Raw genomic sequence first — 22,575 nt, forward strand, 5'->3', positions numbered from 1 at the left:
TCCTTCGTTGTGGCTGTCGAACCTGTCCGGGGCCGGGTCCGGGCCCGGACAGGCGCGTCCCGTCGGCCGGTAGCAGGGCTACTTCAGGCAGGCACGGAAGCGGCAGGCCGCCGCCCCGTCGCGCATGCACTCGACGACCTCGTCGTCGGCCTTGACCTTCAGGCCCTCGAACCAGCCGGCGCGCAGTTCCAGACACGGACACTGATAGCCCTCGAGCGAGCGGCTGGCCGCGAGCATCTTCAGCGCGAAGTGCTCACTGACGACGCTCTCCCACGTACCGTCGTCGTCGAACTCCGCGGAGTCGAGACGCACCATCGAGGAGAACATCAGCCGGGCCAGCGCCTCGAGGCTCTCGGCCACCTCCTTCGGTGTGGGCTCCGAGGGCACGGGGTGACGCCGGCTGTAGAGGGTGGCGACGCGCCGGGCGACGAACCTCATCACCTCGGAGTTGAGTTCGTTGGCCACGTCCTGGCCGAACCGGCTCTTCACCGCCTGGTACCAGCGGGCGTCATGCAGCCACCAGGACTGCCGCAGCATCGCGATCTCGGTGGAAAGCGGGAACTCCAGGCTGGTGTCCGTCATGCCCCTTCCTCCTCGCCGTGCGGTGCGGAGGCTCCCACGAGGAGCGCCTCCGCCCGGTCCGACTCCCCTTCATGGGTGGCCAGTTCGACCAGCACCAACAGAACGTCCGCCGCGCTGCCGTCCTCGATCAGCAGCTCCGCGAGTTCCAGGCCCTCGGCGAGCGGGTCGCCGGCCGGGCTGATGCAGATGACGGGACCGCCGAGCCCCCAGCGCGCCGAGACGACGCCAAGGACGGCGCTGGGCACCGACTGGTAGAAGAGCAGCGGCGATGCCTTCGTACCGGAGTCCACCGACGAGGTGACGGCGGCCTCCGTGGCCATGTCACCGAGCCGGGAGACCATGACCATCGCGGTACGGCCGGCCCGCTCGGGCGGCGCGGGCGGCTCGCCCCAGTGACGGCTCAGACAGCGGTCCGCGACGTGGGCGATGATCGGGCCGAACGGCGAGGCGGTGAACCCGGGCAGGTTCGGCGGCTGTTCGCGGTCCCCCTCGGTGGGCCAGACGGCGTGCTCCAGGGTGGCGGTCTTCGATGCCGTGGTCATGCGGCGCTCACCACCAGTGCGGTGTTGGCGCCACCGAAGGCGGAGTTGAGGCTGATGACATGCTCTGCCGCACGCTCCCTCGGGCTGTCGAGGACGAGGTCGAGCCGGCAGTCCGGGTCGGGACCGAGATAGCCGGAGTTGACGGGAAGGAGTCCGGACTGAAGGGCCAGGACGCAGATGACGAACTCGACCATGCCCGCGGCCTGGAGGGCGTGTCCGTGCATCGACTTGGTGGAGCTGACGGGGATGTGCTCCGTGTGCTCCCCGAAGGCGCGGTGCAGTCCCGCCGTCTCCGCGGAGTCGTTGTACGGCGTGCCGGTGCCGTGGGCGTTGACGTAGTCCAGGTCCTGCGGCGCCAATCCGGCCCGGGCGAGGGCGAGTTCTATCGAGCGGGCCATTCCGAGGCCTTGCGGGTGCGGCTGGCAGACATGGTGCGCGTCACCCGCCATGCCCCAGCCGTCCAGGTAGGCCAGCGGGCGCATCTCCTCGCGGCCGTCCGCCGCTTCCAGTACAACCGCGCCGGCACCGTCGCCGAGCAGGAGCCCCTTGCGCCCGGAGCTGAACGGCCTCAGCCGCCCGTCGACGGCCAGCGCCTTGCCGGCGTTGAAGGTGGTGAAGGACTCGGCATCCACCAGATGACCGGCGACGACGACCACGCGGTCATGGCGGCCCGAGGAGATGAGGGCGCCCGCCTCCGCGATGGCGGTGCTGGCGGCGACGCAGGCGTTGATGTAGGTGCGTCCGGCGGCGCCGAAGCCGCACTCGCGCGCCAGCCACTGCGCGGTCTCGCTGATGGGCCGGGACTCCTGTTCCTGCCTGGGCAGGCGGGAGACGGCGGGATCCGCGTGCCGTGCCGCGACCAGGAGCGTGTCCCGGCGCTCCTCCTGGGAGAGGCCGGCCTGTTTGCAGGCCTCCTCGGTGAGCGTCTTCAGCTCTGTGTCGAGGTCCAGTTCGGCCGCGCCCTGCGCGGCGACGCCGACCCGGTACCTGCTCGTGTCGAATCGGGTCACGGGCACGAAGGCGGGAACACCGGAGTAGATCCCGTCGCGCAGCACGTCGACACCATGCCCGTAACCCGTGGTGACCGCCATCCCGGTGACGGCGACCCTCCTGCCGGTTCGGCCGGGTCCAGTCTGCGGGTTCACCTGTAGCCTCCCAGCGTCGGTGCGATTCGCCCGTGAGTCATGTCGGTCGGTCCGAGGAAAAGGCCTCGTCGGTTTTCGGCCGGGCGAAGCCGAATTTGTTGTCGACCCTTTGGGAAATAAATGCGTCCGGTCACTGGGGATTTACCGCTTCCCCTGCGACGGCCCCACGATTCAAACGTGACCGAGGGCACATCAGTGCCCCATTCCCATGCCGCCGTCCACGGGGATTACCGCGCCCGTGATGTAGGCGGCCTCGGGTGAGGTGAGGAACTCGACCGCCGCGGCCACCTCGTCCGGGTCCGCCATGCGGCCGAGCGGGACCTGGCCCACGATCCCCTTGCGCTGCTCCGCACTGAGCGCGGCACTCATCGCGGTGTCGGTGAGGCCGGGCGCGACCACGTTGACCGTGACGCCGCGCGGGGCGAGTTCACGGGCGAGTGACCGGGCCATGCCGATCAGGCCGGCTTTCGACGCCGCATAGTTGGCCTGCCCCGCGACTCCGCTCAGCGCGGCGGTCGAGGAGACGACGACGATCCGTCCGCCCCGAGCCCGCACCAGGCGTCCCACGGCGCGCTTGAGCACCCGGTAGGTGCCGGTGAGGTTGGTGTCGATGACCGACGTGAAGTCCTCCTCGGTCATGCGCATCAGCAGGCGGTCCCGCGTGATGCCCGCATTCGCCACCAGGACCTCGACCGGGCCGTGGGCCGCCTCGACCTTCTCGAACGCCTCGTCCACGGCGGCGGGATCCAGCACATCGCAGGGAACCGCGAACAGTCCCTCGGGCGCCTCGCCCGAACGGCTGGTCACCGCCACCCGGTCACCGCCGGCGCTGAGCCGCCGTGCCACGGCCAGACCGATTCCACGATTTCCGCCGGTAACCAGGACAGAACGGCTCATGGGCAAATCTCCAGCCTGATGGTCGTGATGGTCGCGAAAAGCATCCGGAGCACTGCCCGATCCCTGCCGTACGGCGATACTCGTGTCCTTGGCGTACGCGGTCATCGGGGTCTGCGTGGCTTCGCGGGACGGGCACCGAAATCTCATCGCAACATCCGGGGATTTTCCACATCCCCCCGTGTGCTTCGGACGTGCCTCGCGGTCGGGCGGCTCCACGGGGCACCCCCGAGGCACATTGACTCGGCACCGGAAGCGTTGCTACAGAGCGCGATGGCCTCACGGGCGACCGGCCACGCGCCCCCACCGCTCCCCTCCCCTGCTCTCCCCCGCTCGTCCGAGCCCTCTCCCGCGCCCCCTCACCCTTCCCGTCCCGAACAGCACTCGGCCGCCCGGCACGATCCGGTACGTGCCGGGCGGCCGGGTTCCGTGCCGCCGCGGGAGCCGGCTCCTCGTCCCTCCGTCTTCTCGTGGTCAGTGGTGCTGTGTGTCTTGGGCCCGCGCGTCATCGCGCTGCGGTGACCGCCGGCCCGGGAGCGACAGCGCTAGGGCCTCTCGTTTGGATCACGCCGGGCTCGCGGGGTCTGGTGCAAACGAAAGACCCTAGGCGGAGGCCAGGAACCTGGTGACCTTCGGCAGATGCGCGTACGCACGCAGGGCCAGCCGTACGCGCTCGGAGGCGGCAGCCCGCACACCGCCGAGCAGGGTCGCCGCCCTGCTCGCGGACTCCGCTCCGCCCGTGGCGTCTCCCAGTGCGACCTGTGTCTCGGCCGCGCGCAGCAGGTACATGGCGTGGACGCACGGCGGCAGATCCAGGTTCGGGTGATGCTCGGACAGCACCGGCTCGAAGTGCTTGATGGCACGGTCCGGCTGACTGAGGTCCAGCAGCGAGACCGCGTCCATGCAACTGAGCCAGTCCTCCGACCGCAGCCGCTGCGGCAGGATCGGGCTGCCGGCCGACGAGGTCCCCGTGATCAGCACTTGACGCCCCACGGCCAGCGCCCTTCTGCGGCCCAGGTCGTCCCCGCGCTGTGCATGGACGCGGGCCGACTGCGTCTGGAAGAGCGCCAGCAGGGTCGGGTCCTTCACCTGCACCTGGTTGCGGCGCAACAGCTTCTTGACCGCCTCGAGCAGTTCGGCGGCCTCCTCGTGCAGGTGCAGATCCAGATACTGGCCGGCGTGCAGGGTGACGATCGCCGCCGCTGTCTCGGGATCGTTGGCCGCGGTCGCGCAGCGCAGCGCGGCGACGTAGTACCGCTGCGCGGCGACGTGCTGGCCCTGGAGCCGGGCGATGAAGCCGCACACCGCCAGCCCCTCGGCCGCCAGGACCAGCAGCTCCCTGCCGTGGTGCAGGGCCTCCGGCGCGGCGAGGAAGTGGTCGGCCAGGTGGCGCAGTTCGGATTCGCTGGCGGGCACCAGCCAGCCCGCGGTGAAGCTGGCCGCGAACCGGTGGAGTGTGCGGAGCCGGGTGCAGGCCTCCAGCACGGATTCGGTCTCGCCGGTCAGACCGGGCCCCCGCACCCGAGCTGAGGCAGGAGGGGTGGAATCCGGATGCGTCGTCGCCATCTTCTCGGCCATGGCGTCCAGCCAGTTCTCCATCAGCGACCTGGCTGCCCAGCCGGTCGCCATGAGGTAGTCCTGCGGGGTCTCCTCGCGCCCGGCGATCGCGTCGAGTATCGCTTCGGGGACGGCTGATGTGGTCCACGGTAATTCCAGTTGGCGTGCGTCCCCGTTGGCCAGATGCAGCCAGTCCGGCCAGTCCAGTCTCAGCACCTCCTCGGAGGGAACCGCGTGGATGTGCGCGATGGCGAGCTGGGCGGTCCGCTCCGGAACGGCACGGCCGGACTCCCAGCGGGAGACCTTCTCGCGCCGTGCGGCCATCTGGCCGAATCCGAGCTCCGCGTGTGTCCTGGCGATCAGGCGGGCGTACTCGCCGTGGGTGAAACCGGCCTTGGAGCGCAGAACGGCCAGAGGATGGCGGTGGCGGTTCGTCGAAGCTACAGTTCTTGTTTGGCTGTGCATTGCGTGGTACCTCTCGGTTGAAACGTTCTTCGTTCTGCCGGCGCCCCCGAAGGTCGGGCGGTCGCATCGAAGGTCGTCGGCTGTGGTACGAGACGCGGAACTGGACATCACGCAGGGCGAATCGGTGTCGTACGCGAGGCGCGCGAGGAGGTCACGAGGGACCCGCTCCCTCGCATGGATCACACCGAGGCCTTCTTGGAACCGTCACGTTTCAGCCGCGTGCCGCTGAGAGAGCCCCGGTCCGACGCCGGCCTGAACCGGAACCGGACGAGGCGCTGGGACGCGGCGCCGCCGGGCGGGCCCCGGCAGCCGGACACCGCGGAACGGGTCTCCGCTCGCTCTCTCGGCACGCACACATACCTCCCCCTCAACTGGCCCACGAGATAGCTGTGTTCGTCATTACCGGTCGGTAGTGGGGCCATGCGAACAGACTAGGATCGGGCATGCCCTCCATGACAGAGGAATCGGGCCTTCCTGATCAAGCCCTCGAACATGTGAGGATGAAGACGCGGGGAACGCCTTCATGAAGTACGCACGCCCGACATCTTTTCGGCTTCACCTACCGGCTGGTAAGGTCCGATCACGGCTGGTACCGTTCGGGCCGTCGAACGCAAGCCCTTGACGCGGCCCCCCACGCCGCAGCCGACACCGATGTCGACGCCGACAAGGAGCAACCGCCTTGCGTGAGTTCAGCGTTCCGGCCTTATACGACGTTCTCCCCGACGGCAACCTCGCGCAGGTCGTCGTCCGTAACGCGGTCGAGTTCCCCGATCGAGCGGTGCTCGCCCGCAAGGTGTCCGGACAGTGGCGGGATGTCACCGCCGCCGCCTTCCTCTCCGAAGTACGCGCCGTCGCCAAGGGGCTCATCGCTTCCGGTGTCCAGCCCGGGGAGCGGGTGGCGCTCATGTCCCGGACCCGCTACGAGTGGACGCTGCTGGACTACGCCATCTGGAGTGCCGGGGCGGTCTCCGTCCCCGTCTACGAGACCTCCTCCGCCGAGCAGGTGGAGTGGGTCATCGGTGACTCGGGCGCGGTTGCCTGCGTGGTGGAGACCGGGACACACCAGGCGATCGTGGAGCAGGTGCGGGAGCGGATCCCCCTGCTGAAGAACCTCTGGCAGATCGAGGCGGGCGGCGTCGACGAACTGGTCGCGCTGGGCGGTGATGTGACGGATGCTCAGGTGGACGAACGTATCGGAACGGCCGGTGCGGACTCGCTCGCCACCATCGTGTACACCTCCGGCACCACCGGTCGTCCGAAGGGCTGTCTGCTCACCCATCGCAACTTCCTGGCGGAGTGCGGCAACACGATCGCGCGGATGAAGCCGATCTTCGCAGAGGACTCCTCCGTCCTGCTCTTCCTGCCGCTCGCGCACGTCCTGGGCCGGGTGGTCGAGGTCGGAGCCATGATGGCACCGGTGAAACTCGGGCACGTCAGTGACATCAAGGACGTCACCGAGGAACTCGCCTCCTTCAGGCCCACCTTCCTGCTGGGCGTGCCCCGCGTCTTCGAGAAGGTGTACAACTCGGCACGGGCCCAGGCACGGGCGAGCGGCAAGGGCAAGGTCTTCGACCAGGCCGTGGACACGGCGATCGAGTACAGCAAGGCCCTGGAGACCTCGTCCGGGCCCGGCTTCCCGCTGCGGCTGCGGCACAAGCTCTTCGACCGGCTGGTCTACGGCAGGCTGCGCGCGGTTCTCGGCGGGCGCGCCCGGCACGCCATTTCCGGGGGCGCCCCGCTCGGCGAGCGCCTCGGGCACTTCTACCGCGGACTCGGCTTCACCGTGCTCGAAGGCTACGGTCTTGCGGAATCCTGCGCCGCGACCACCCTCAATCCGTGGGACCGGCAGAAGATCGGCACGGTGGGCCTGCCGCTGCCGTGCAGCACGGTGCGCATCGCCGAGGACGGCGAGGTTCTGCTGCGCGGCGAGCACCTCTTCACGGGTTACTGGAACAACCAGGAGGCGACCGCGGCATCCCTCGTCGACGGCTGGTTCCACACCGGCGACATCGGCTCCCTGGACGAGGAGGGCTACCTCCGCATCACCGGCCGGAAGAAGGAGATCATCGTCACCGCGGGAGGCAAGAACGTCGCCCCGGCCGTGATCGAGGACCGTATCCGGGCTCATGCGCTGATCGCCGAGTGCATGGTGGTCGGCGAGGGCAAGCCCTTCGTCGGTGCCCTGGTGACCATCGACGAGGAGTTCCTGCCGCGCTGGGCCGAGCAGAACAACAAGCCCAAGGGGGCGTCCCCGGCGGAGCTGCGCGACGACCCCGAGCTCCTCGCCGAGATACAGCGCGCGGTGGACGACGGAAACGCAGCTGTCTCCAAAGCCGAATCAGTGCGCAAGTTCCGCATCCTGGATGCCCAGTTCACCATGGCCTCGGGCCATCTGACCCCGTCCCTGAAGCTGAAGCGGAACGTGGTGCTACGGGACTTCGCGGACGAGGTCGAATCCCTCTACAGCCGCTGAGTGAGGCGACAGCCGTCGCCGGCAGCCGATACGAAGAAGCCTTCGGCCAACACGCCGAAGGCTTCTTCGTGTTGCCCACCCGCACAGCACTGACACGGCCGCCTCACCGCTGTTGGTCCGGTGCGCTGTCGGGGCCGGTTTCCTGCCGGGGCGGGAGGTCCTCGGCCAGCGTGACCTCGACCCCGCCGGCGAAGCCCGACGACCAGTTGAACAGGAAGGCGGCCAGCGTCGCGAGGGCGGTGGCCAGTGCGACCTCCACCGCCACGACGGCGACGGTGAGGGCGAGGGTGAGTTCCCAGCCCAGCGACAGCACCGGTTCCTGGCCCAGCACGCTCATCATCATCGTGACCGCCGACACTGCCACGATCACGCACAGGCCCAGCCCGGTCGACACCAGGAAGCTCGTCATCATCACCGACCAGGGGTCGGCCTTGGATATCCGCATCCGTGCCTTGCGCCACCGTGGTACGCGGCCGGTGCCCGGCCGCCGTCGAGGGGCGTCGGCAAATGCCTCGGACACTGTGCCGCCGTCACGCCATGGGGCCGCGGGCGGCTGCCCGTCCCGGCGTTCCGGCGGCCCGTTCGCCGCGGCGGTGCCGGCAACCTGCCCGCGCGCCCGTTCCGGAGGGTGCGGTGTGACGGTGGTGTCGTCGGGCCGGCCCTCCCCGCTGCCCTTGGCCGTCGGGGGGCCGGCCCCGGCCGTCTCCCCGGTCCCCGGCGCGGTGTGGGGGTGGCGGAGCCGTTCGCCCCGTGCACCGTCGTCCGTGCCGAAGGCGCCGCTTCCGGCGGCTTGCCACCGTGCGGAACCCGCGGGGCGCTCACCCTGACTCATCCATCCTCCTCCTGCCTCACGCAACGCCGCTCGCGGCATCGTCGGATGTGTCCGGTCGGGCGAGCGCCGCCGACGGTGCGGTCGGAACCTCAGGCCGCAGCCCGTACTCCCCCCGTGGCCGCCGAGGCGAGATGGCGGCCGGTGATGCGGCCGATCTCGTGCCAGAAGGGCCTGGCCGTCAGGTAGGCACCCAGCACCGACAGCACTCCGAGGGAGAGATCGACGCTGATCCGGCCCTGCTTGGCCCAGTAGACGTCCTGAAGGTCGAGGAGCAGCGCGAATTCGTCGCAGATCAGCGCGGTCCCGCAGCCGTAGGCGGCCGCCACCGCGGGGTGTCCGACGGCCCGCTCGTCCCCACGCACCGCGATCAGGCCGAGACCGGCGAGCGTGGCGATCCCGAAGTTGTAGTGGTGCAGGTGCTCTCCGCCCGCGGAGACGTTTCCCAAGGGCAGCCATCCCCCGCGGATGCCGTGTGTGATGACCCGCACGGCGCCGAAGGTGAGCCCGAAGGACACCCATGTCACCAGCAGGGATCGCTGCACCGGATTGAGATGCCGGTCCGCTGCCTGCCGCCACCGCCGTACGAGCGGCGTCCGGGCCGGTCCACGGCGGGGGGTTGTTGTGGTGCGCATGGTCTACGGCCTCCCGCGCCGAACGGGCACCGCGCACGACGACGCGGCGCCCGGTGCCGTCCCCCACTGAGGTGCGGTTCAGACGCTATGTGCACACCCGTGGTTCCGCATCTCAGCGCACTGCGGAGCGGTACCGGTTCACGGCAGGATGGAGTCGACGTATCCGCCGTCGGCACGCAGTGCGCCCCCGGTGGTGGCCGAGGCCTGTTCGGAGCTGAGGTAGACGACCATGTGGGCGATCTCCTCCGGTTCGATCAGTCGCTGCAACAGCGACTGCGGCCGGTGCTCGCGCATGAAGGCACGCTGCGCCTCGTCCCAGGGCAGTTCCCGGTCGACGAGTTCGTAGACGAAGTCCTCGACGCCTCCCGTGTGCGTGGGCCCCGCGATGACGCAGTTCACCGTGACACCGGTGCCCGCGGCCTGTTTGGCGAACCCCCGGCTGACCGCGAGCAGCGCCGTCTTGGACATGCCGTAGTGGATCATCTCGGCCGGGATGACGACGGCCGAGTCACTGGCGATGTACTGGACGCGTCCCCAGCCGCGTTCGCTCATGCCCGGCAGATACAGACGGGTCAGCCGCACCGCGGCCAGTACGTTCACCTCGAAGTAGCGTCGCCATTCCTCATCGGTGATCTCCAGGGGGTCCTTGGCGCCGAAGATACCGAGGTTGTTGACAAGGATGTCGACGTGCGGCAGTGCTTCCACCGCCTGGCGCGCGCCCTCCTCGGAGGTGACGTCCGCGGCGACGGGCACCGCATCGGCTCCGGGCACCTCGCGCATCAGCCGGGCGATGCTGTCCGCCACGCGCTCGGCGGAACGGCCGTTGACACCCACTCTGGCCCCGGCGCGGGCCAGTCCGGTGGCGATCGCCGCACCGATGCCCTGAGTGGAGCCGGTGACCAGTGCGGTACGGCCCTTCAGATCGATCTGCATCTCGTCCCAGCCCTTTCGTGTGCGTGCCCTGGTCTTGAGTACCCGCGCGGTCGTGTCGACATGGGACTTACGCGACCATGGCCCCCGGATGGCCGCTCCGTCCTCGCGGCCCCCGGGGGACGGGGTGACCCCGCCCGCGGGGCCGGACGCCTCCCCCGCGGCCGGAACGGCCCCGAGCCCGTGGAACCCAGGGAGGGACGCGGCAGCCATGAATCTGATACATGGTCAGGTAGCGCCGGGCGGCGAATGCGACCGGTCCGGCTTCCAGGGCGTCGGACGGGGCAGCACGAACCCGGCCGACCGGGGCGAAGGGGGAGCCATGACACAAGCCGTCACCCCCGCCACGGCCTGCCCCGACTCCTGGCTGTCGGCGCTGCGCGCCGGTTCCGGGCGCCTGGCCGCTGCGGTCGAGGACCTGTCCTGCCAGGAACTGTGCCTGCTCCTGGGGGCCGAACCGCACATCTACCCGTGCGAGCCCGCCGAGCCGACCGGCACCCTCTCGGGTCCCCGCGGAGGCGGTGCTGCGCCTGGTCTACGGCCGCAACCGGCCCGAGGCGGACGACGTCACCTGACCGGCGCAGCCAGGCTGCCGGATCTGCGCTCGCTCTTCCCCGGGTACTGAGCGGGGCATCCGCCGCGCCTCGCCGGTGAGGGGACGGATGGGTGGGCGAGCGAACCGCGGCGGCCGCTCAGGACCCGGACGTCGGGAACAGGACGCAGGTGCTGGTGGCGTGGGCGAGCAGACGGTCCGCTCCGTCGAACAGCTGGGCCTGGGCAAGGGCGGTGCGACGGCCGCTGCTGAGCACGGTGCCCACGGCCCGTACCTCACCCGTGTCGACGGTGACCGGGCGCAGGAACTTCACCGTCAGATCCAGCGAGGTGTAGCCCATGCCCTCGGGCAAGGTGGAGTGGACGGCGCATCCGGCCGCGGAATCGAGGAGGGTCGCGTAGACGCCGCCGTGCACGCTGCCGATCGGGTTGTAGTGCTCCTCACCCGGGACCAGCGAGAACACCGCACGACCCCGCTCCACCTCCAGCAGCGCCATGCCCAGGGTCGCGGCGAGGGGCGCGGCCGGCAGACGCCCGGCGAGTATCTCGCGCAGGACCTCGAGACCGGACGTGCGGCCCGCGGCCTCCGCCGTGACCGCGGGGTCGTCCCACACGTATGTACGTGATCTCCCCATGTTCCGGGGCCTCCTCTTCCGACTTCGCCAGGCGACGCTAACTGCCCCCAGGCTGACTGTCAATGACGAAAGTCAGCGGTGATCAGTCGTCGGCCGGCTGTTCGAAGGCGGCGATGAGGCGTCCCAGGTCCTGCCGCCGTGAGCCGGCCGGCCACACGGCCCATGTGCGGCGGATGAGCGGGTGGCCGATCAGCGGCGACCAGGCCACACCCTCGGGAATGGGCTGCGACCAGTCCGCTGGCGCCGGCGCGAAGGCCCGGCCGGCGCTGACGGCCGCCAGTCTCGTCTCACCGATCAGCCGCTGCCCCTCGGGAGCCACCGCCCCCGGATCGAGACCGTGGCTGCGCAGGATCGCGGTCAGCTCGTCGTACCAGGCGGGGCTGTCCGAGCGGGGGAAGGCCGCCCACTGGAGACCGGCCGACGCATCCAGCGCGATGCCCTCGGCCCCGGCCGGCCCCGCGAGCGCGGGGCTCAGCAGACGCGACGGGAGCTCCAGGGGAATGCCGATCCGCACGATGCCGCCTCCCCCTCCGGTGTACCGGGTCATCGTGCGCAGCGCCTGATCGTGCCGCGCCAGGACACGCGCCTCCCCGAGCAGCGCCGCACCCGCGTCGGTGGGGCGCACGCCGGTGTTGCTGCGCACCAGCGGCTTCTGCCTGAGCTGACGTGCAGCAGGCGGGCCGCCGCCGAGAAAGCACCCTCTTCCACCACCGCGGCAAAGGCGTGCAGCTCCCGCAACTCCATGCGCCCATCGCACCACGGGAAGAACGTCGGGCCACGGCGGTGATGGGCGTGCCTTATGGGGTGCACGAGCCGAGCGAATGGCCGGTGGAGGCTCGTGTGCATCCGCTCGCGTCGCCTGCGCGGGGTCACCCCGTCTCCCCGTCGCCCGTAGGAGCCCGCCACGGCTCCGGCCCCGTTCGGCCGCCCCAGGCCTCCAGGTCCTCCCGGTCCCAGCACACGATCCCGCACTGCTCGGCGTAGTCCCTTGCCGGGGCGGTGAAGCCGCTGGTGGTGACGACGACGGCGATGTCCGCCTCGTGGACGGTGAAGCAGGTGCCACCGAAGCGCTGAAGATCCTGGGAGCCGACCCGGTTGCCCTCTCCGTAGCGCTTGCACTGGATGACGAGACGGCTTCCGTCCGGGGCCGTGGCCACGACATCGGCACCGAGGTCCCCGGCTCCGCCGACGACCTCCACCCGCGCACATCCGTCGCGCTCGCACAGAGCGGCTATCGCCTGCTCGAACTCGTCGGGGTCCAAGGCGTCGTAGTCGACGGCCCCGGCGCGCGGGTGATCGGCAGCCGGCTCGTCGGCCCCGGTCCGCTCGTCCGGCGCAAGGGGCGGAGCCACCGCCGTGGGCGAAACGGCCGGCTCCGGGCCGGGAAGGAGCGGGTCGTCCAGCGCGTCGATCGCCGTTCGGGTCGCCTCGTCGAGCGCGGCGGTCGCTTCGCGAACCGTCCGGGCCGCGGAGATCCGGTTCCGTGGGCGCCGTCGAAGAGCCGGAGCGGCCGCGACGGTGAGGACTCCCAGGACGACGGCCCAGACGGGCCGGGCCTCGACGACGCTGATCGCCGTACGGGCCGCCAGGCCCAGCAGGGCGATCACGGCGCCGAGAAGGCCGAAGAACACGGCGGTGGAGCGGAGGTCGAAGGAGCGCCGGTTCATCGGTCGGGTACGGCGGACGGGCGTTGCCACGTGGTGCACTCCCCCTCACGGGTACGACTCGAAGATCACTTCGGCCGTCTTCCCGGGATCGCGCACTTCACCACCGTGCGCCGTGCGCCGTCAGCACAGTACGGAGAGCGCTCCGGGCAGCACTCTGGCGGTGACGGGGAGGACGGCGTCGACCTCCCCGTCGGTGCCGAAGGGGACATCCCGGTCGGCCTCGATGCGGACCTCCGTGCCGCGCACGATCCGCACCTGAGGCCGGTGGACGTGGGCCCCGGACTTGAGCTCGTTCATCAGGGCGAAGAAGAGCCGGCGCGGCGCCTCACGGATCATCACCACGTCGAGCAGCCCGTCGTCGACACGGGCGTCGGGGGCGATGATGCGGCCGGAGCCGTAGTAGGCGGAGTTCGCGGCGACGACGGTGTAGCCGCGGTGCGTCAGTTCCTCGCCGTCGACGGTGACCCGGTAGCCGGCCGGCCGCCAGGCGGCGACGGCTCGCAGTCCGCCCGCGTAGTAGGACGCGGCGCCCTTCAGAAGGGTGGAGCGGTTGGCATGGCGGTTGGCGAGCGCGTCGACGCCCGCGTACACGCTGCCGAGGGCGACGCTGCGGCCGTGGGCGGACTCCACTTCGATGGTGTCGACGGAACGGGGAGCGTGGTGGAGCAGTACCCGGGCCAGTGCGTCCGGCTCGGTGGGCAGGCCGAGCGCGCGGGCGAAGTCGTTGCCGCGGCCGGCCGGGATCAGGCCGAAGAGCGTGTCCGTGCCGCTGAGGGCGCCACCGATGCCGCCGACGATGCCGTCGCCGCCGACGGCCAGGACGACCCGCTGCCGTCGTCCGGCCTCCCGGGCGAGCTCCTGGGCATGCGGCAGGCTGCGGCTGTACTCGGTCTCCAGTTCCACGCCGGCCTCCCGCAGCGCTCGCGCCACCCGGAGCAGTGCCGCGACCCCGGCGGATCCGCCGGCGGCGGGGTTGACGATCGCGGTGAACTGTCGCATCGGTGTGCCTCCGGGGGGCGCCTGACGGTCGTGGACCATGCGGGTGGTGTGCGGGAGGGAGGGGTGTGTGGGAGGAGAGTACGCGGGGTGCGGGCGGGGATCAGTCGGTGGGCAGAAGGACGCCGGGGTTGAGCAGACCGGTGGGGTCCAGTCGGCGCTTGACGGCCTGGAGGGCGCCGATGCCGAGAGGCCCGGCCTCACGGACGTACCAGTCGCGGTGGTCGGTGCCCACGCCGTGGTGATGGCTGATCGTGCCGCCCGCCGCCATGATCGCCTCGTTGGCGGCCTGTTTGGCCGGCGCCCAGTGCGCCACGGGATCGTCACCCTGCGCGGAGACCACGGTGAAGTACAGCGAGGCGCCGTTCTCGTAGACGTGCGAGATGTGGCACATCACCAGGGGCGGTGTGCCCGCGTCGGTGAGCGTCGTGGTGAGCGCTTCGCGGACGGAGGCGTGCAGTCCCGGCAGTCGCGACCAGAAGGCGGCGGTCTCCAGCGTCTCGGCGAACGCTCCGGCGTCCAGCAGCGCGTCCCGGAGGTAGGGAGCCGAGTAGCGGCCGTGGGCCCACCGCTCCCCCGGCTCCTGGCCCAGTTGCGTGCCACCGCAGTCGCGCAGCACGGCCGCGGCCCGTTCCCGTCGGTGTGTGGTGTCCTCCTCGGTGCCCTCGTATCCGACGATCGCCAGGCATCCGGCGGCCTGCGGCAGGCCGGAGGCCCCGATGGCGTCGGGCTGGGCCAGGCCGATGAGCGTCTCGGTCTCGTCCGACAGGCGCAGTACGGTCGGGCGCGGCCCGTCCTGGGCCAGGCGCCGCAGTGCGGCGGCGCCCTCCTCGAAGGAGTCGAAACGCCACCCTTCGTAGACGCAGGTGTGCGGGACGGGCCGGATCCGTACCGTCACCGAGGTGATGACGCCGAACGCACCCTCGGAGCCGAGGACGAGCTGGCGCAGGTCGGGTCCGGCGGCCGAGCGCGGGGCGCGGCCCACTTCGAGGGTCCCGGCGGGGGTGGCGAGGGTGAGGCCGAGCACCATCTCGTCGAAGCGGCCGTAGCCGGCGGACGCCTGTCCGCTGGAACGCGCGGCGGCGAATCCGCCGATGGTGGCCCACTCGTAGGACTGGGGGAAGTGGCCGAGGGTGAAGCCGTGTCCGGCCAGGAGCGCCTCGGCCTGCGGGGCCCGCAGGCCGGGTTGCAAGGTGGCGGTGCGGGAGACCGGATCGATGTCGAGCAGGCCGTCCATGCGGCGCAGGTCCAGGGCTACGAAGGGGCGCCGCCGTTCGGGGGCGAGGCCGCCCACGACGGAGGTGCCGCCGCCGAACGGGACGACGGCCAGCTCGTGGTCGGCGCAGACCTTCAGCACCGCGAGGACCTCGTCGTGGCCCGCCGGGAGCGCCACGGCCGCGGGGAGGTCGCCCACGTCGCCGTTGCGGATGCGGAGCAGATCGGGGGTGGACTTGCCGCGGGTGTGCCGGATGCGCGACTCGGCGTCGGTGCGCAGGTGCTCATCGGCGCCGACGGCGGCCAGCAGGGCCTGGTGCGCGGCGGGATCCAGGGGTGGCTCGGGCACGGTGATCTCTTCCAGGGCGACCGGCTCGGCGTCGCGCGGCTTCACTCCGAGCATGTCGCGCAGCAGCCCGATCACCGTGTCGGGCAGCGGCGTGGCCCGGGCCGGGTCGCCCCAGCCGCTCCACAGCATGTCCATGGTGCTTGTCCTCACCGGTCGTCGTGAAAAGAGCCGTCTCCTGCGCTGCCGCAGGGGGCGTTACACTGTTACACATGACGCCTATTCGTCACAACGCCTCGGACAACGCCTCGGACAACGACCCGGTACTCGACGCGGTCCGCGACTGCGTCCTGGCCGTCGGTGTCCGACGCACCACACTGACCGACGTGGCCCGCCGTGCCGGCGTCTCCCGGATGACGCTGTACCGCCGCTGGCCCGATGTGCGGTCGCTGGTCGGCGACCTGATGACGCGGGAGTGGATCGCGGTGGCCACCGGCGCGATGCCCGAGCGCGGTAGGGGGACGGACGCCCGCACCCTGATCGTGGAGGGGCTCGTGAAGGGCGTGGACGCCTTCCGCCGCCATCCGCTCTTCCGCAAGATCATCGACGTGGATCCGGAACTCCTCCTCCCCTATGTGCTCGACCGGCGGGGAGCGAGCCAGGAAGCCCTCCTCGAACTGCTCACCGAAGCCCTCCGGGAGGGCCAGGCGGACGGGTCGGTACGCCCCGGCCACCCCGAACGGCAGGCCAGGTCCCTGCTCCTGGTCGCCCAGTCCTTCACCCTGTCGCTGCGCACCATGACCGAGGAGGACGACGCCGAGTTGGGCACGGAGGCCTTCTACGGAGAACTGCGGACCATCCTCGAGAGGACCCTCACACCATGAGTTCCAGCAGCAGCCCGGCCTCTTCGGGGCAGCCCGCTCCGGGCACGTCCCTGACCGCCGCCCGCCGCCTGCGCGAACTGGACGAGACCGTCGGCGGGCCGCCCGTGGACGTCCTGGTCGTCGGTCTCGGCGCGACCGGCGCGGGCGCCGCCCTGGACGCCGCCGCCCGCGGAGTGACGGTGGCCGCGATCGACGCCCACGACCTGGCCTTCGGCACCTCCCGCTGGAGTTCCAAGCTCATCCACGGCGGTCTGCGCTATCTCGCCTCGGCGCAGTTCGACGTGGCCCACGAAAGCGCACTCGAACGCGGCATCCTGATGGAGCGCACCGCCCCCCATCTGGTGCGCGCCCAGCCGTTCGTGCTGCCGCTCACCCCCCTGGTCTCCCGCGGCCAGGCCGCCCTGGCCTGGGCCGGCTTCCGGGCCGGTGACTCGCTGCGCCTGGCGGCACGCACGGCGCGGGCGACGCTGCCCGCGCCGCGCAGGCTCTCCGCGGCGGAGACGCGCCACCTGGCCCCCGCGCTGCGCGCCGCGGGCCTGCGCGGCGGATTGCTCTCCTGGGACGGACGCGTGACCGACGACGCCCGCCTGGTCACCGCGATCGCGCGCACCGCCGCGGCGCGGGGCGCACGGATACTGACCCGTGTACGGGCGCTGGAGCTGACCTCGTCCGGGGCCCGGGTACGCGACGAACTCACCGGGCGCGAGGGCGAGATCCGGGCCCGCGCGGTGATCAACGCTTCCGGCGTCTGGGCGGGCGGTCTGGTGGACGGGGTCCGTATACGGCCCTCCCGCGGCACCCACCTCGTGCTGCGCGCGGACCGGCTCGGCTTCCTGCCCGCCGGCCTGCACATCCCGATCCCGGGTGAGACCAGCCGTTTCGTCCTCGTGCTGCCCCAGGGCGACGGCCGGGTCTACGTCGGCCTCACCGACGAGCCCGTGGACGATGTCCCGGACGTGCCCTCCGTACCCGAGACCGACATCGGCTTTCTGCTCGATGTCCTCGGCTCCGCCCTGGACATCCCGGTGCACCGCGACGACGTGGTGGGCGCCTTCGCCGGACTGCGTCCCCTGCTGGACACCACACCGGCCGGGGGCTCCGGCGCGGCACCGAGGACCGCCGACATCTCGCGCAGGCACGCGGTCCTCACCTCTGCGGAGGGCGTGATCACCGTGGTCGGCGGCAAGCTGACCACCTATCGGCGGATGGCCCAGGACGCCGTCGACGCCGCGATCGCCGCCCGCCGTCTGGTCGCGGGGCCCTCGCCCACCGCCGGCCTTCCCCTGGTCGGCGCCGCGTCGTCCGAGACGCTGAGCGCCCTGCACGCACCGCGGCGTCTGATCAACCGGTACGGCACCGAGGCGCCGGCCGTGCACGCCCTGGCCGTGAGCGACCCCCGGCTGGCCGAACCGGTCCTGGAAGGCCACCCGGTGACCCGCGCCGAGCTGCTGTGGGCCGTACGCCATGAAGGAGCGCTCGACACGGCCGACCTGCTGGACCGCCGCACCCGCATCGGACTGGTTCCCGACGACCGCGCCACCGCTGTGGAGACCGCACAGGAGGTACTCGGCGAGGACCCGGGCAGCCACTGACGGGCGGCCCGTACCGGAACACCCGGAGCGGCCCGGCACCCTTGGGTGCCGGGCCGCTCGTCCCGCGCGCGGCGGCATCGCGTTCCGCCGTGCCGCGCTGCCGAGGTGCCGCCGCCGGAGCGCGCGGCACGGTCAGGCGGCGGTGGTCAGGTCCGCCCAGTGCAGGGTGCGGTGGTGCGCATGGCCCTCGCCATGGGCCGTGGCGACCTCGTCGATGATGCGCAGGCCCCGGCCGCGCTCGTCCGGGCCGCAACTCGCCGCCCACGCGGCCTCGCGGCGGGCCGGTCCGCTGTCGGTGACCTCGACCCGTATCCGACGCGGTCCGATCTGGACATGCAGCACGATCGGCGGCCGGGCGTGCTCCACGGCGTTGGTGACCAGTTCCGACACCAGCAGCAGCACCTGGTCGATGGTGTACTGGTCCATCCGCCGGCGCTCGAGGAAGGTCCGGGCACGACGACGGGCCCGCCCCGCCGCCTCGGGGCGGGGACACAGCAGCCATGCACGGCGGTGGATCGGCCGGGCGGCTTCCTGCGCGCACCCGACCGGCCGGACCTGATGGCGAAGCCTGTGCGGAATACCCATGGGCCGCATGGCACCTCACCTCCGACCGACTAAACGTTCGGTCGGGGGTGAGGTATTCCTGCGGCCGCCGCCGTGCCGCAGGCGGACGGGAGACGCCCCTCGGCCACCGGGGACATGGCCCCGCACGCGTCAGGGGGCTGCCAGCAACGCCTCCAGCGCGACCGCCGTACCGGGGTGGCGGACGAGCAGCGCCACGCCGGACGGTCCCGGTTCCGCCCGCTCCCAGGCCTCGTCGCAGCCCAGGATCCCCGCCACCGCATCGCATGCGGCCGGGTGGGCGGCGAGCAGCGCGACGCCCCGGCCGACCCCGGCGCGCCCGGCCGATGGATCGGCCTGGGGGCCGGGCTGGTCCCGCCACGGCGGAACCCATGCGTCCAGCGCCGGCAGCCGGCCGGGGAAGATGCGCCCGGCCTCACGGATCAGCAGCGGAGCCAGCTCGGCACCGTCGGACCGCAATGTGGTGATCAGGGTCGGCAGCCAGGGCAGCAGCACCGGATCCGGCAACCGTGCGAACGCGTTCGACACGGCCTCCACGACGAAGTCGGCCAGCTGTGGGACCGGCTCCAGCGCGTGCAGGAATCCGCTGAGATAACGCGGATACGCGGGGACGACCAACAGGTTGTCCAGCAGGTCGTCGCACCGGGCCCTCAGCTCCGCGCGCGAGAGATGTCCGAGCTGCACCTGAGCCGCCCACAACAGGGCCGTCTTCGACGGCTCCTGCGGATGGGACTGCGCGACGGCCAGCTCCAGCTGGGTCCGGTCGCAGCCCAGCGACAGCGCGAGGCTCTCCATGCCGAACAGGAAGCCCATGGTCGCCGCGACCTGACGGACCGTCGCCTCCTCGTCGGTGAACGCCGCCGGCAGCAGGGTGCAGTAGTGGGCGTAGCCGGCCTTGACGAAGGACTCGATCCACGGCGGCAGCACCGGTTCGCAGGTGCGGTGGTAGGCCAGCAGCCGTCGTACCCGGCGCAGCACCTCGGGCGCGCCGTCGACGCCCCGTTCCCTCGACAGCACCTCCAGGGCATGTGTGCCCAGCTCGTCGGCGAGGCGGCGGCTGCGCAGGTACAGCGTCGCGTCCTCCACGGTCTCCAGCACGGTCGCCGCGGTGGCGTGCGGAGCGTACGCCGTGCGCCGCAGGCGCTGCTCCAGGACCTGCTCGATGCTGACGCCTTCGTAGCCGAGTTCGATGAGCGCCCGCTGGTGGGTGCCGAGCGCGAGGTCCCAGGACTCCTGGATGGACCGCTCGCCGAGCCGCCGCTCGCCCATGATCGGCCGCGCGGCGCCCTGGGGCATCAGACGGCGCAGCATCCACAGCACATCGGAGCACCGCCGGAGTTCCGGACGGGAGGCGATGTCCAGCAAGGCCCGCTGCACACCGCGCTGTCCGAGTTTCAGGCCGAGCGGCGCGAGCCGGTCGTGCACGTCGCGCGCAAGGGGCGGCAGGGCGTCGTAGCCGACCTGGCCGATCCGGTCGCCGCCCATCATGATCTCCACCAGGCGGCGCACATCGCGTCGGCCCGGCACGGAGTCCTTCTCGATGCAGGTGACCGCCGCGTCCTGGAAGTCGTACGGCGTGGGCTTGGCCCGGTAGCGCATCCCGGCCAGCAGGATCGACGTCTCGAACACCGCGATGGCGTCGGCGGTGGAGGCGAGGTAGCCGTTGCGGCGTGCTGCGCGCACGATCTCCACCGACCAGCCGAGCAGTTCCGCCTCGTCCAGCCGGTCGAGCACCGGCGCCCGCTGGAGGAACGCGGACAGCCGGTCCGCGGACGGGGCCGCCGGCTCGGGTACGGCCGCAGCGCCCGTCGTCCCGGTTGCCGCGCTCTTCCCGGTCGCCTTGGTCCTCTTGGCTGCCGCGGTCGTCTTCGCGCCCGCCTGACCGTCCAGGCGGTACGGCCGTATCCCCGTGCGCCTGAGGTTCTTCGCCCACACCGTGGCGGCGATCGACACGGAGCCGGCGGCGAGGCCGAACTGTGCCTCGATCGCCGTGTGGCTGGACGGGATCAGGCCGTGCTGCCACTTGGTGGCGCTGGGCGGGCTGATCTCGAAGGTGTCGGTGCCGTGGACGCCGAACTCCGCGACACGGCTGGCCGTGTGGAACGCACCGCACACATAGAGGCAGTCCGCGGGATCGGTACCGGTCGCGGCGAGGTGTGCGCGCATCCTGGTCCACATATGGCGCTCGCGGTCCTCGTCAACGCGCACCCGTCGCGGATCCCCGGGGGCGAGTCGCCGGAACAGACTGCCGATCAGAAGCATGACCTGCCGGTAGGTGTCGTGGTCGCAGTCGCCGAGCGGCAGCTCGACGTACTGGTGCCACCATTCCGACCAGTGCCGTACCCGGCCGTGGCGCAGCAGATGCTCCTCCAGCTCGGCGAAGCGCGGCCTGAGGTCGCCGATCTCCACGCCGACCGCGTCCCCATGCAGCGCGGCCTCCTCCTCGGCCGGCGGCGCGTCCGGATCGGCCGGCTCGGCGGACGCCGTGTCGCGCGGCTCCCACTGGAACACATGGTCCGAGGAGCGGTCGACGAGCACCAGCTCGACACCCGGTGTGTCCAGCGCGTAGGCGATCGCCTGGTACTCGGCCGAAGCCTCGGTGATCGGCGCGACCACCGACAGGGGCGCCCAGTCGGCCGGGAAGCCGTCGACCTCGGTCGCGAACGCCTGCACCGCGACCGGGAGTCGGCAGTTGCGCAGTTCGGTGAGCAGCGGCGCCATGTCCTCGCACAGCTCCAGATACACCACCTTCGGCTGCTTCTCCCGCAGCCGACGCGCCATCGCGGTCGCCGAGGCGGGCGAGTGGTGGCAGACCGGGAAGATCTCCAGTGGCTCCCGCACCGCTCGGTCGACGTCGTCGACGATGCCGAGCAGGATGCCCTCCAGGGCGTCCGGCCCGTCGGCGAACGCAGCCGCGGCCTGCTGGAGTTGCGAGCGCAGGGCGTCGAACGTTTCTTCCCCCGTGCCGCTCATGACAGGGTGGCGATCGTGTCGCGGCCGCCCTCGAGGAACTCCGGCCAGGATCCGCCCTCTTCCTTGCTGCGCGGTTCGACGACCCCGTGCAGGTACTTGTTGAGGATGGCCAGGTCCTCCGGCTCGCGGCGGGCCAGCGATCCCACGAGCGAGGAGGCGAGTGTGCGGGCGGTCAGCATGCGCTCGCCGAAGAAGTTGCCGTGCAGAATGGCGTCCTCGAGCACACCGATCTGCTCGGCGGTGGACAGCGCGGACTCCAGCCTCTCGTCGTCGCCGGACGCCGCGGCGGCCGAGGCGCGCAGATCGGCGAAGCTCTGGAGCAGCACGTCGAGCAGCGTGGGCGGCACGTCCAGCTCGATGCGGTGCCGGCGCAGCAGTTCCTCGGTGCGGAAACGGACGATCTCCGCCTCGCTCTTCTTGTTCGTCACCACCGGGATGCGGACGAAGTTGAAGCGGCGCTTGAGGGCCGAGGACAGGTCGTTGACTCCCCGGTCGCGGCTGTTGGCGGTGGCGATGACGGAGAAGCCGGGCTTGGCGAAGACGATGTTGTCGCTGTCCAGCTCGGGGACCGAGATGTACTTCTCCGACAGGATCGAGATCAGTGCGTCCTGGACGTCGCTGGTGGAGCGGGTGAGTTCCTCGAAGCGGCCGATCGCACCGGTCTCCATCGCGGTCATGATCGGCGAGGGGATCATCGACTCGCGCGACTGGCCCTTGGCGATCACCATGGACACGTTCCAGGAGTACTTGATGTGGTCCTCCGTGGTGCCGGCCGTGCCCTGTACCACCAGGGTGGAATTACGGCAGATGGCGGCGGACAGCAGTTCCGCCAGCCAGCTCTTGCCGGTGCCGGGGTCGCCGATGAGCAGCAGACCGCGGTCGGAGGCCAGTGTGACGATGGAGCGCTCGACGAAGCTGCGGTCGCCGAACCACTTCTGCGGTATGTCACGGTCGAGACCGTCGGAGCGCTCGGAGCCCAGGATGAACAGCCGGACCATCTTCGGGGACAGACGCCAGGCGAAGGGCTTGGGGCCGTCGTCGATCGACTCCAGCCAGTCCAGCTCCTCGGCGTACTTGGTCTCGGCGGGAGCGCGCAACAGGTCGGACATGTCAGGGCCTTTCACAGTGGACGACTGAACGA

At 71.3% G+C, this 22,575-nt stretch carries 20 protein-coding genes; 4 read left to right on the plus strand and 16 right to left on the minus strand.

Annotated elements, in window-relative coordinates:
- Positions 1-78: 78 nt before the first annotated feature.
- From ABZ876_RS23375 to ABZ876_RS23395, 5 genes are all read right to left on the minus strand, one after another.
- Entirely contained in the window at positions 79-582 is a 504-nt protein-coding gene (locus tag ABZ876_RS23375; protein ID WP_361784383.1) for a hypothetical protein, read from the minus strand.
- Positions 579-1,124, minus strand: coding sequence for a beta-ketoacyl synthase chain length factor (locus ABZ876_RS23380; RefSeq protein ID WP_361784386.1), 546 nt, complete (start codon positions 1,122-1,124; stop codon positions 579-581). The genes ABZ876_RS23375 and ABZ876_RS23380 overlap by 4 nt, the downstream gene beginning before the upstream one ends.
- Positions 1,121-2,269, minus strand: a complete 1,149-nt coding sequence (locus ABZ876_RS23385; RefSeq protein WP_361784389.1) for a beta-ketoacyl-[acyl-carrier-protein] synthase family protein — start codon at positions 2,267-2,269, stop codon at positions 1,121-1,123. Before ABZ876_RS23385 ends, ABZ876_RS23380 begins: the two co-directional genes overlap by 4 nt.
- A gap of 192 nt (positions 2,270-2,461) precedes the next feature.
- Entirely contained in the window at positions 2,462-3,166 is a 705-nt protein-coding gene (gene fabG / locus ABZ876_RS23390) for a 3-oxoacyl-ACP reductase FabG (protein WP_361784392.1), read from the minus strand.
- A 600-nt stretch (positions 3,167-3,766) separates the two neighbouring features.
- The gene (locus ABZ876_RS23395; protein ID WP_361784395.1) at positions 3,767-5,185 is read right to left on the minus strand and encodes a transcriptional regulator; all 1,419 of its coding nucleotides are present in this window, start codon (positions 5,183-5,185) and stop codon (positions 3,767-3,769) included.
- 679 nt (positions 5,186-5,864) lie between these two features.
- On the opposite strand from ABZ876_RS23395, the gene ABZ876_RS23400 reads away from it, so the two are divergent.
- Entirely contained in the window at positions 5,865-7,658 is a 1,794-nt protein-coding gene (locus tag ABZ876_RS23400) for an AMP-dependent synthetase/ligase (RefSeq protein ID WP_361784398.1), read from the plus strand.
- A 103-nt stretch (positions 7,659-7,761) separates the two neighbouring features.
- Here ABZ876_RS23400 and ABZ876_RS23405 read toward each other — a convergent pair whose 3' ends face one another.
- The 3 genes from ABZ876_RS23405 to ABZ876_RS23415 form a co-directional block, all read right to left on the minus strand.
- Entirely contained in the window at positions 7,762-8,490 is a 729-nt protein-coding gene (locus ABZ876_RS23405) for a DUF3566 domain-containing protein (RefSeq protein WP_361784401.1), read from the minus strand.
- An 89-nt stretch (positions 8,491-8,579) separates the two neighbouring features.
- The gene (locus ABZ876_RS23410) at positions 8,580-9,122 is read right to left on the minus strand and encodes a hypothetical protein (RefSeq protein WP_361784404.1); all 543 of its coding nucleotides are present in this window, start codon (positions 9,120-9,122) and stop codon (positions 8,580-8,582) included.
- A 138-nt stretch (positions 9,123-9,260) separates the two neighbouring features.
- Positions 9,261-10,055, minus strand: coding sequence for an SDR family oxidoreductase (locus tag ABZ876_RS23415; RefSeq protein WP_361784811.1), 795 nt, complete (start codon positions 10,053-10,055; stop codon positions 9,261-9,263).
- Positions 10,056-10,374: 319 nt separating this feature from the next.
- Between ABZ876_RS23415 and ABZ876_RS23420 the strand changes: the two genes are divergently transcribed.
- A complete protein-coding gene (locus tag ABZ876_RS23420; protein WP_361784407.1) occupies positions 10,375-10,677 on the plus strand; it encodes a hypothetical protein in 303 nt (100 codons plus the stop codon).
- Between the two features lie 67 nt (positions 10,678-10,744).
- On the opposite strand, the gene ABZ876_RS23425 is transcribed toward ABZ876_RS23420, so the two are convergent.
- The 5 genes from ABZ876_RS23425 to ABZ876_RS23445 all read right to left on the minus strand — a co-directional run bounded on the left by ABZ876_RS23425 (position 10,745) and on the right by ABZ876_RS23445 (position 15,601).
- Positions 10,745-11,239 (minus strand): PaaI family thioesterase, encoded by a 495-nt coding sequence (locus tag ABZ876_RS23425; RefSeq protein ID WP_361784410.1) that lies wholly within the window; start codon positions 11,237-11,239, stop codon positions 10,745-10,747.
- 82 nt (positions 11,240-11,321) lie between these two features.
- Positions 11,322-11,882 carry a hypothetical protein gene (locus ABZ876_RS23430; RefSeq protein WP_361784413.1) on the minus strand — a complete coding sequence of 187 codons (561 nt, stop codon included), beginning with the start codon at positions 11,880-11,882 and terminating at the stop codon, positions 11,322-11,324.
- Positions 11,883-12,108: 226 nt separating this feature from the next.
- A complete protein-coding gene (locus tag ABZ876_RS23435; RefSeq protein ID WP_361784416.1) occupies positions 12,109-12,936 on the minus strand; it encodes a restriction endonuclease in 828 nt (275 codons plus the stop codon).
- A 90-nt stretch (positions 12,937-13,026) separates the two neighbouring features.
- Positions 13,027-13,905, minus strand: coding sequence for a YegS/Rv2252/BmrU family lipid kinase (locus ABZ876_RS23440; protein WP_361784419.1), 879 nt, complete (start codon positions 13,903-13,905; stop codon positions 13,027-13,029).
- A gap of 100 nt (positions 13,906-14,005) precedes the next feature.
- Positions 14,006-15,601, minus strand: coding sequence for an FAD-binding oxidoreductase (locus tag ABZ876_RS23445; RefSeq protein ID WP_361784422.1), 1,596 nt, complete (start codon positions 15,599-15,601; stop codon positions 14,006-14,008).
- A gap of 74 nt (positions 15,602-15,675) precedes the next feature.
- Between ABZ876_RS23445 and ABZ876_RS23450 the strand changes: the two genes are divergently transcribed.
- Positions 15,676-16,287, plus strand: a complete 612-nt coding sequence (locus ABZ876_RS23450) for a TetR/AcrR family transcriptional regulator (protein WP_361784425.1) — start codon at positions 15,676-15,678, stop codon at positions 16,285-16,287.
- Positions 16,284-17,879, plus strand: a complete 1,596-nt coding sequence (locus ABZ876_RS23455; RefSeq protein WP_361784428.1) for a glycerol-3-phosphate dehydrogenase/oxidase — start codon at positions 16,284-16,286, stop codon at positions 17,877-17,879. The genes ABZ876_RS23450 and ABZ876_RS23455 overlap by 4 nt, the downstream gene beginning before the upstream one ends.
- A gap of 132 nt (positions 17,880-18,011) precedes the next feature.
- On the opposite strand, the gene ABZ876_RS23460 is transcribed toward ABZ876_RS23455, so the two are convergent.
- The 3 genes from ABZ876_RS23460 to ABZ876_RS23470 form a co-directional block, all read right to left on the minus strand.
- The gene (locus ABZ876_RS23460) at positions 18,012-18,464 is read right to left on the minus strand and encodes an ATP-binding protein (protein ID WP_361784431.1); all 453 of its coding nucleotides are present in this window, start codon (positions 18,462-18,464) and stop codon (positions 18,012-18,014) included.
- A 129-nt stretch (positions 18,465-18,593) separates the two neighbouring features.
- Positions 18,594-21,434: a hypothetical protein gene (locus ABZ876_RS23465; protein WP_361784433.1), complete on the minus strand. Its 2,841-nt coding sequence runs from the start codon at positions 21,432-21,434 to the stop codon at positions 18,594-18,596.
- Positions 21,431-22,543: an AAA family ATPase gene (locus ABZ876_RS23470; protein WP_361784436.1), complete on the minus strand. Its 1,113-nt coding sequence runs from the start codon at positions 22,541-22,543 to the stop codon at positions 21,431-21,433. Before ABZ876_RS23470 ends, ABZ876_RS23465 begins: the two co-directional genes overlap by 4 nt.
- Positions 22,544-22,575: the final 32 nt, after the last annotated feature.

This window comes from Streptomyces sp. NPDC046931 (assembly GCF_040644655.1).
Taxonomy (GTDB): Bacteria; Actinomycetota; Actinomycetes; order Streptomycetales; family Streptomycetaceae; genus Streptomyces.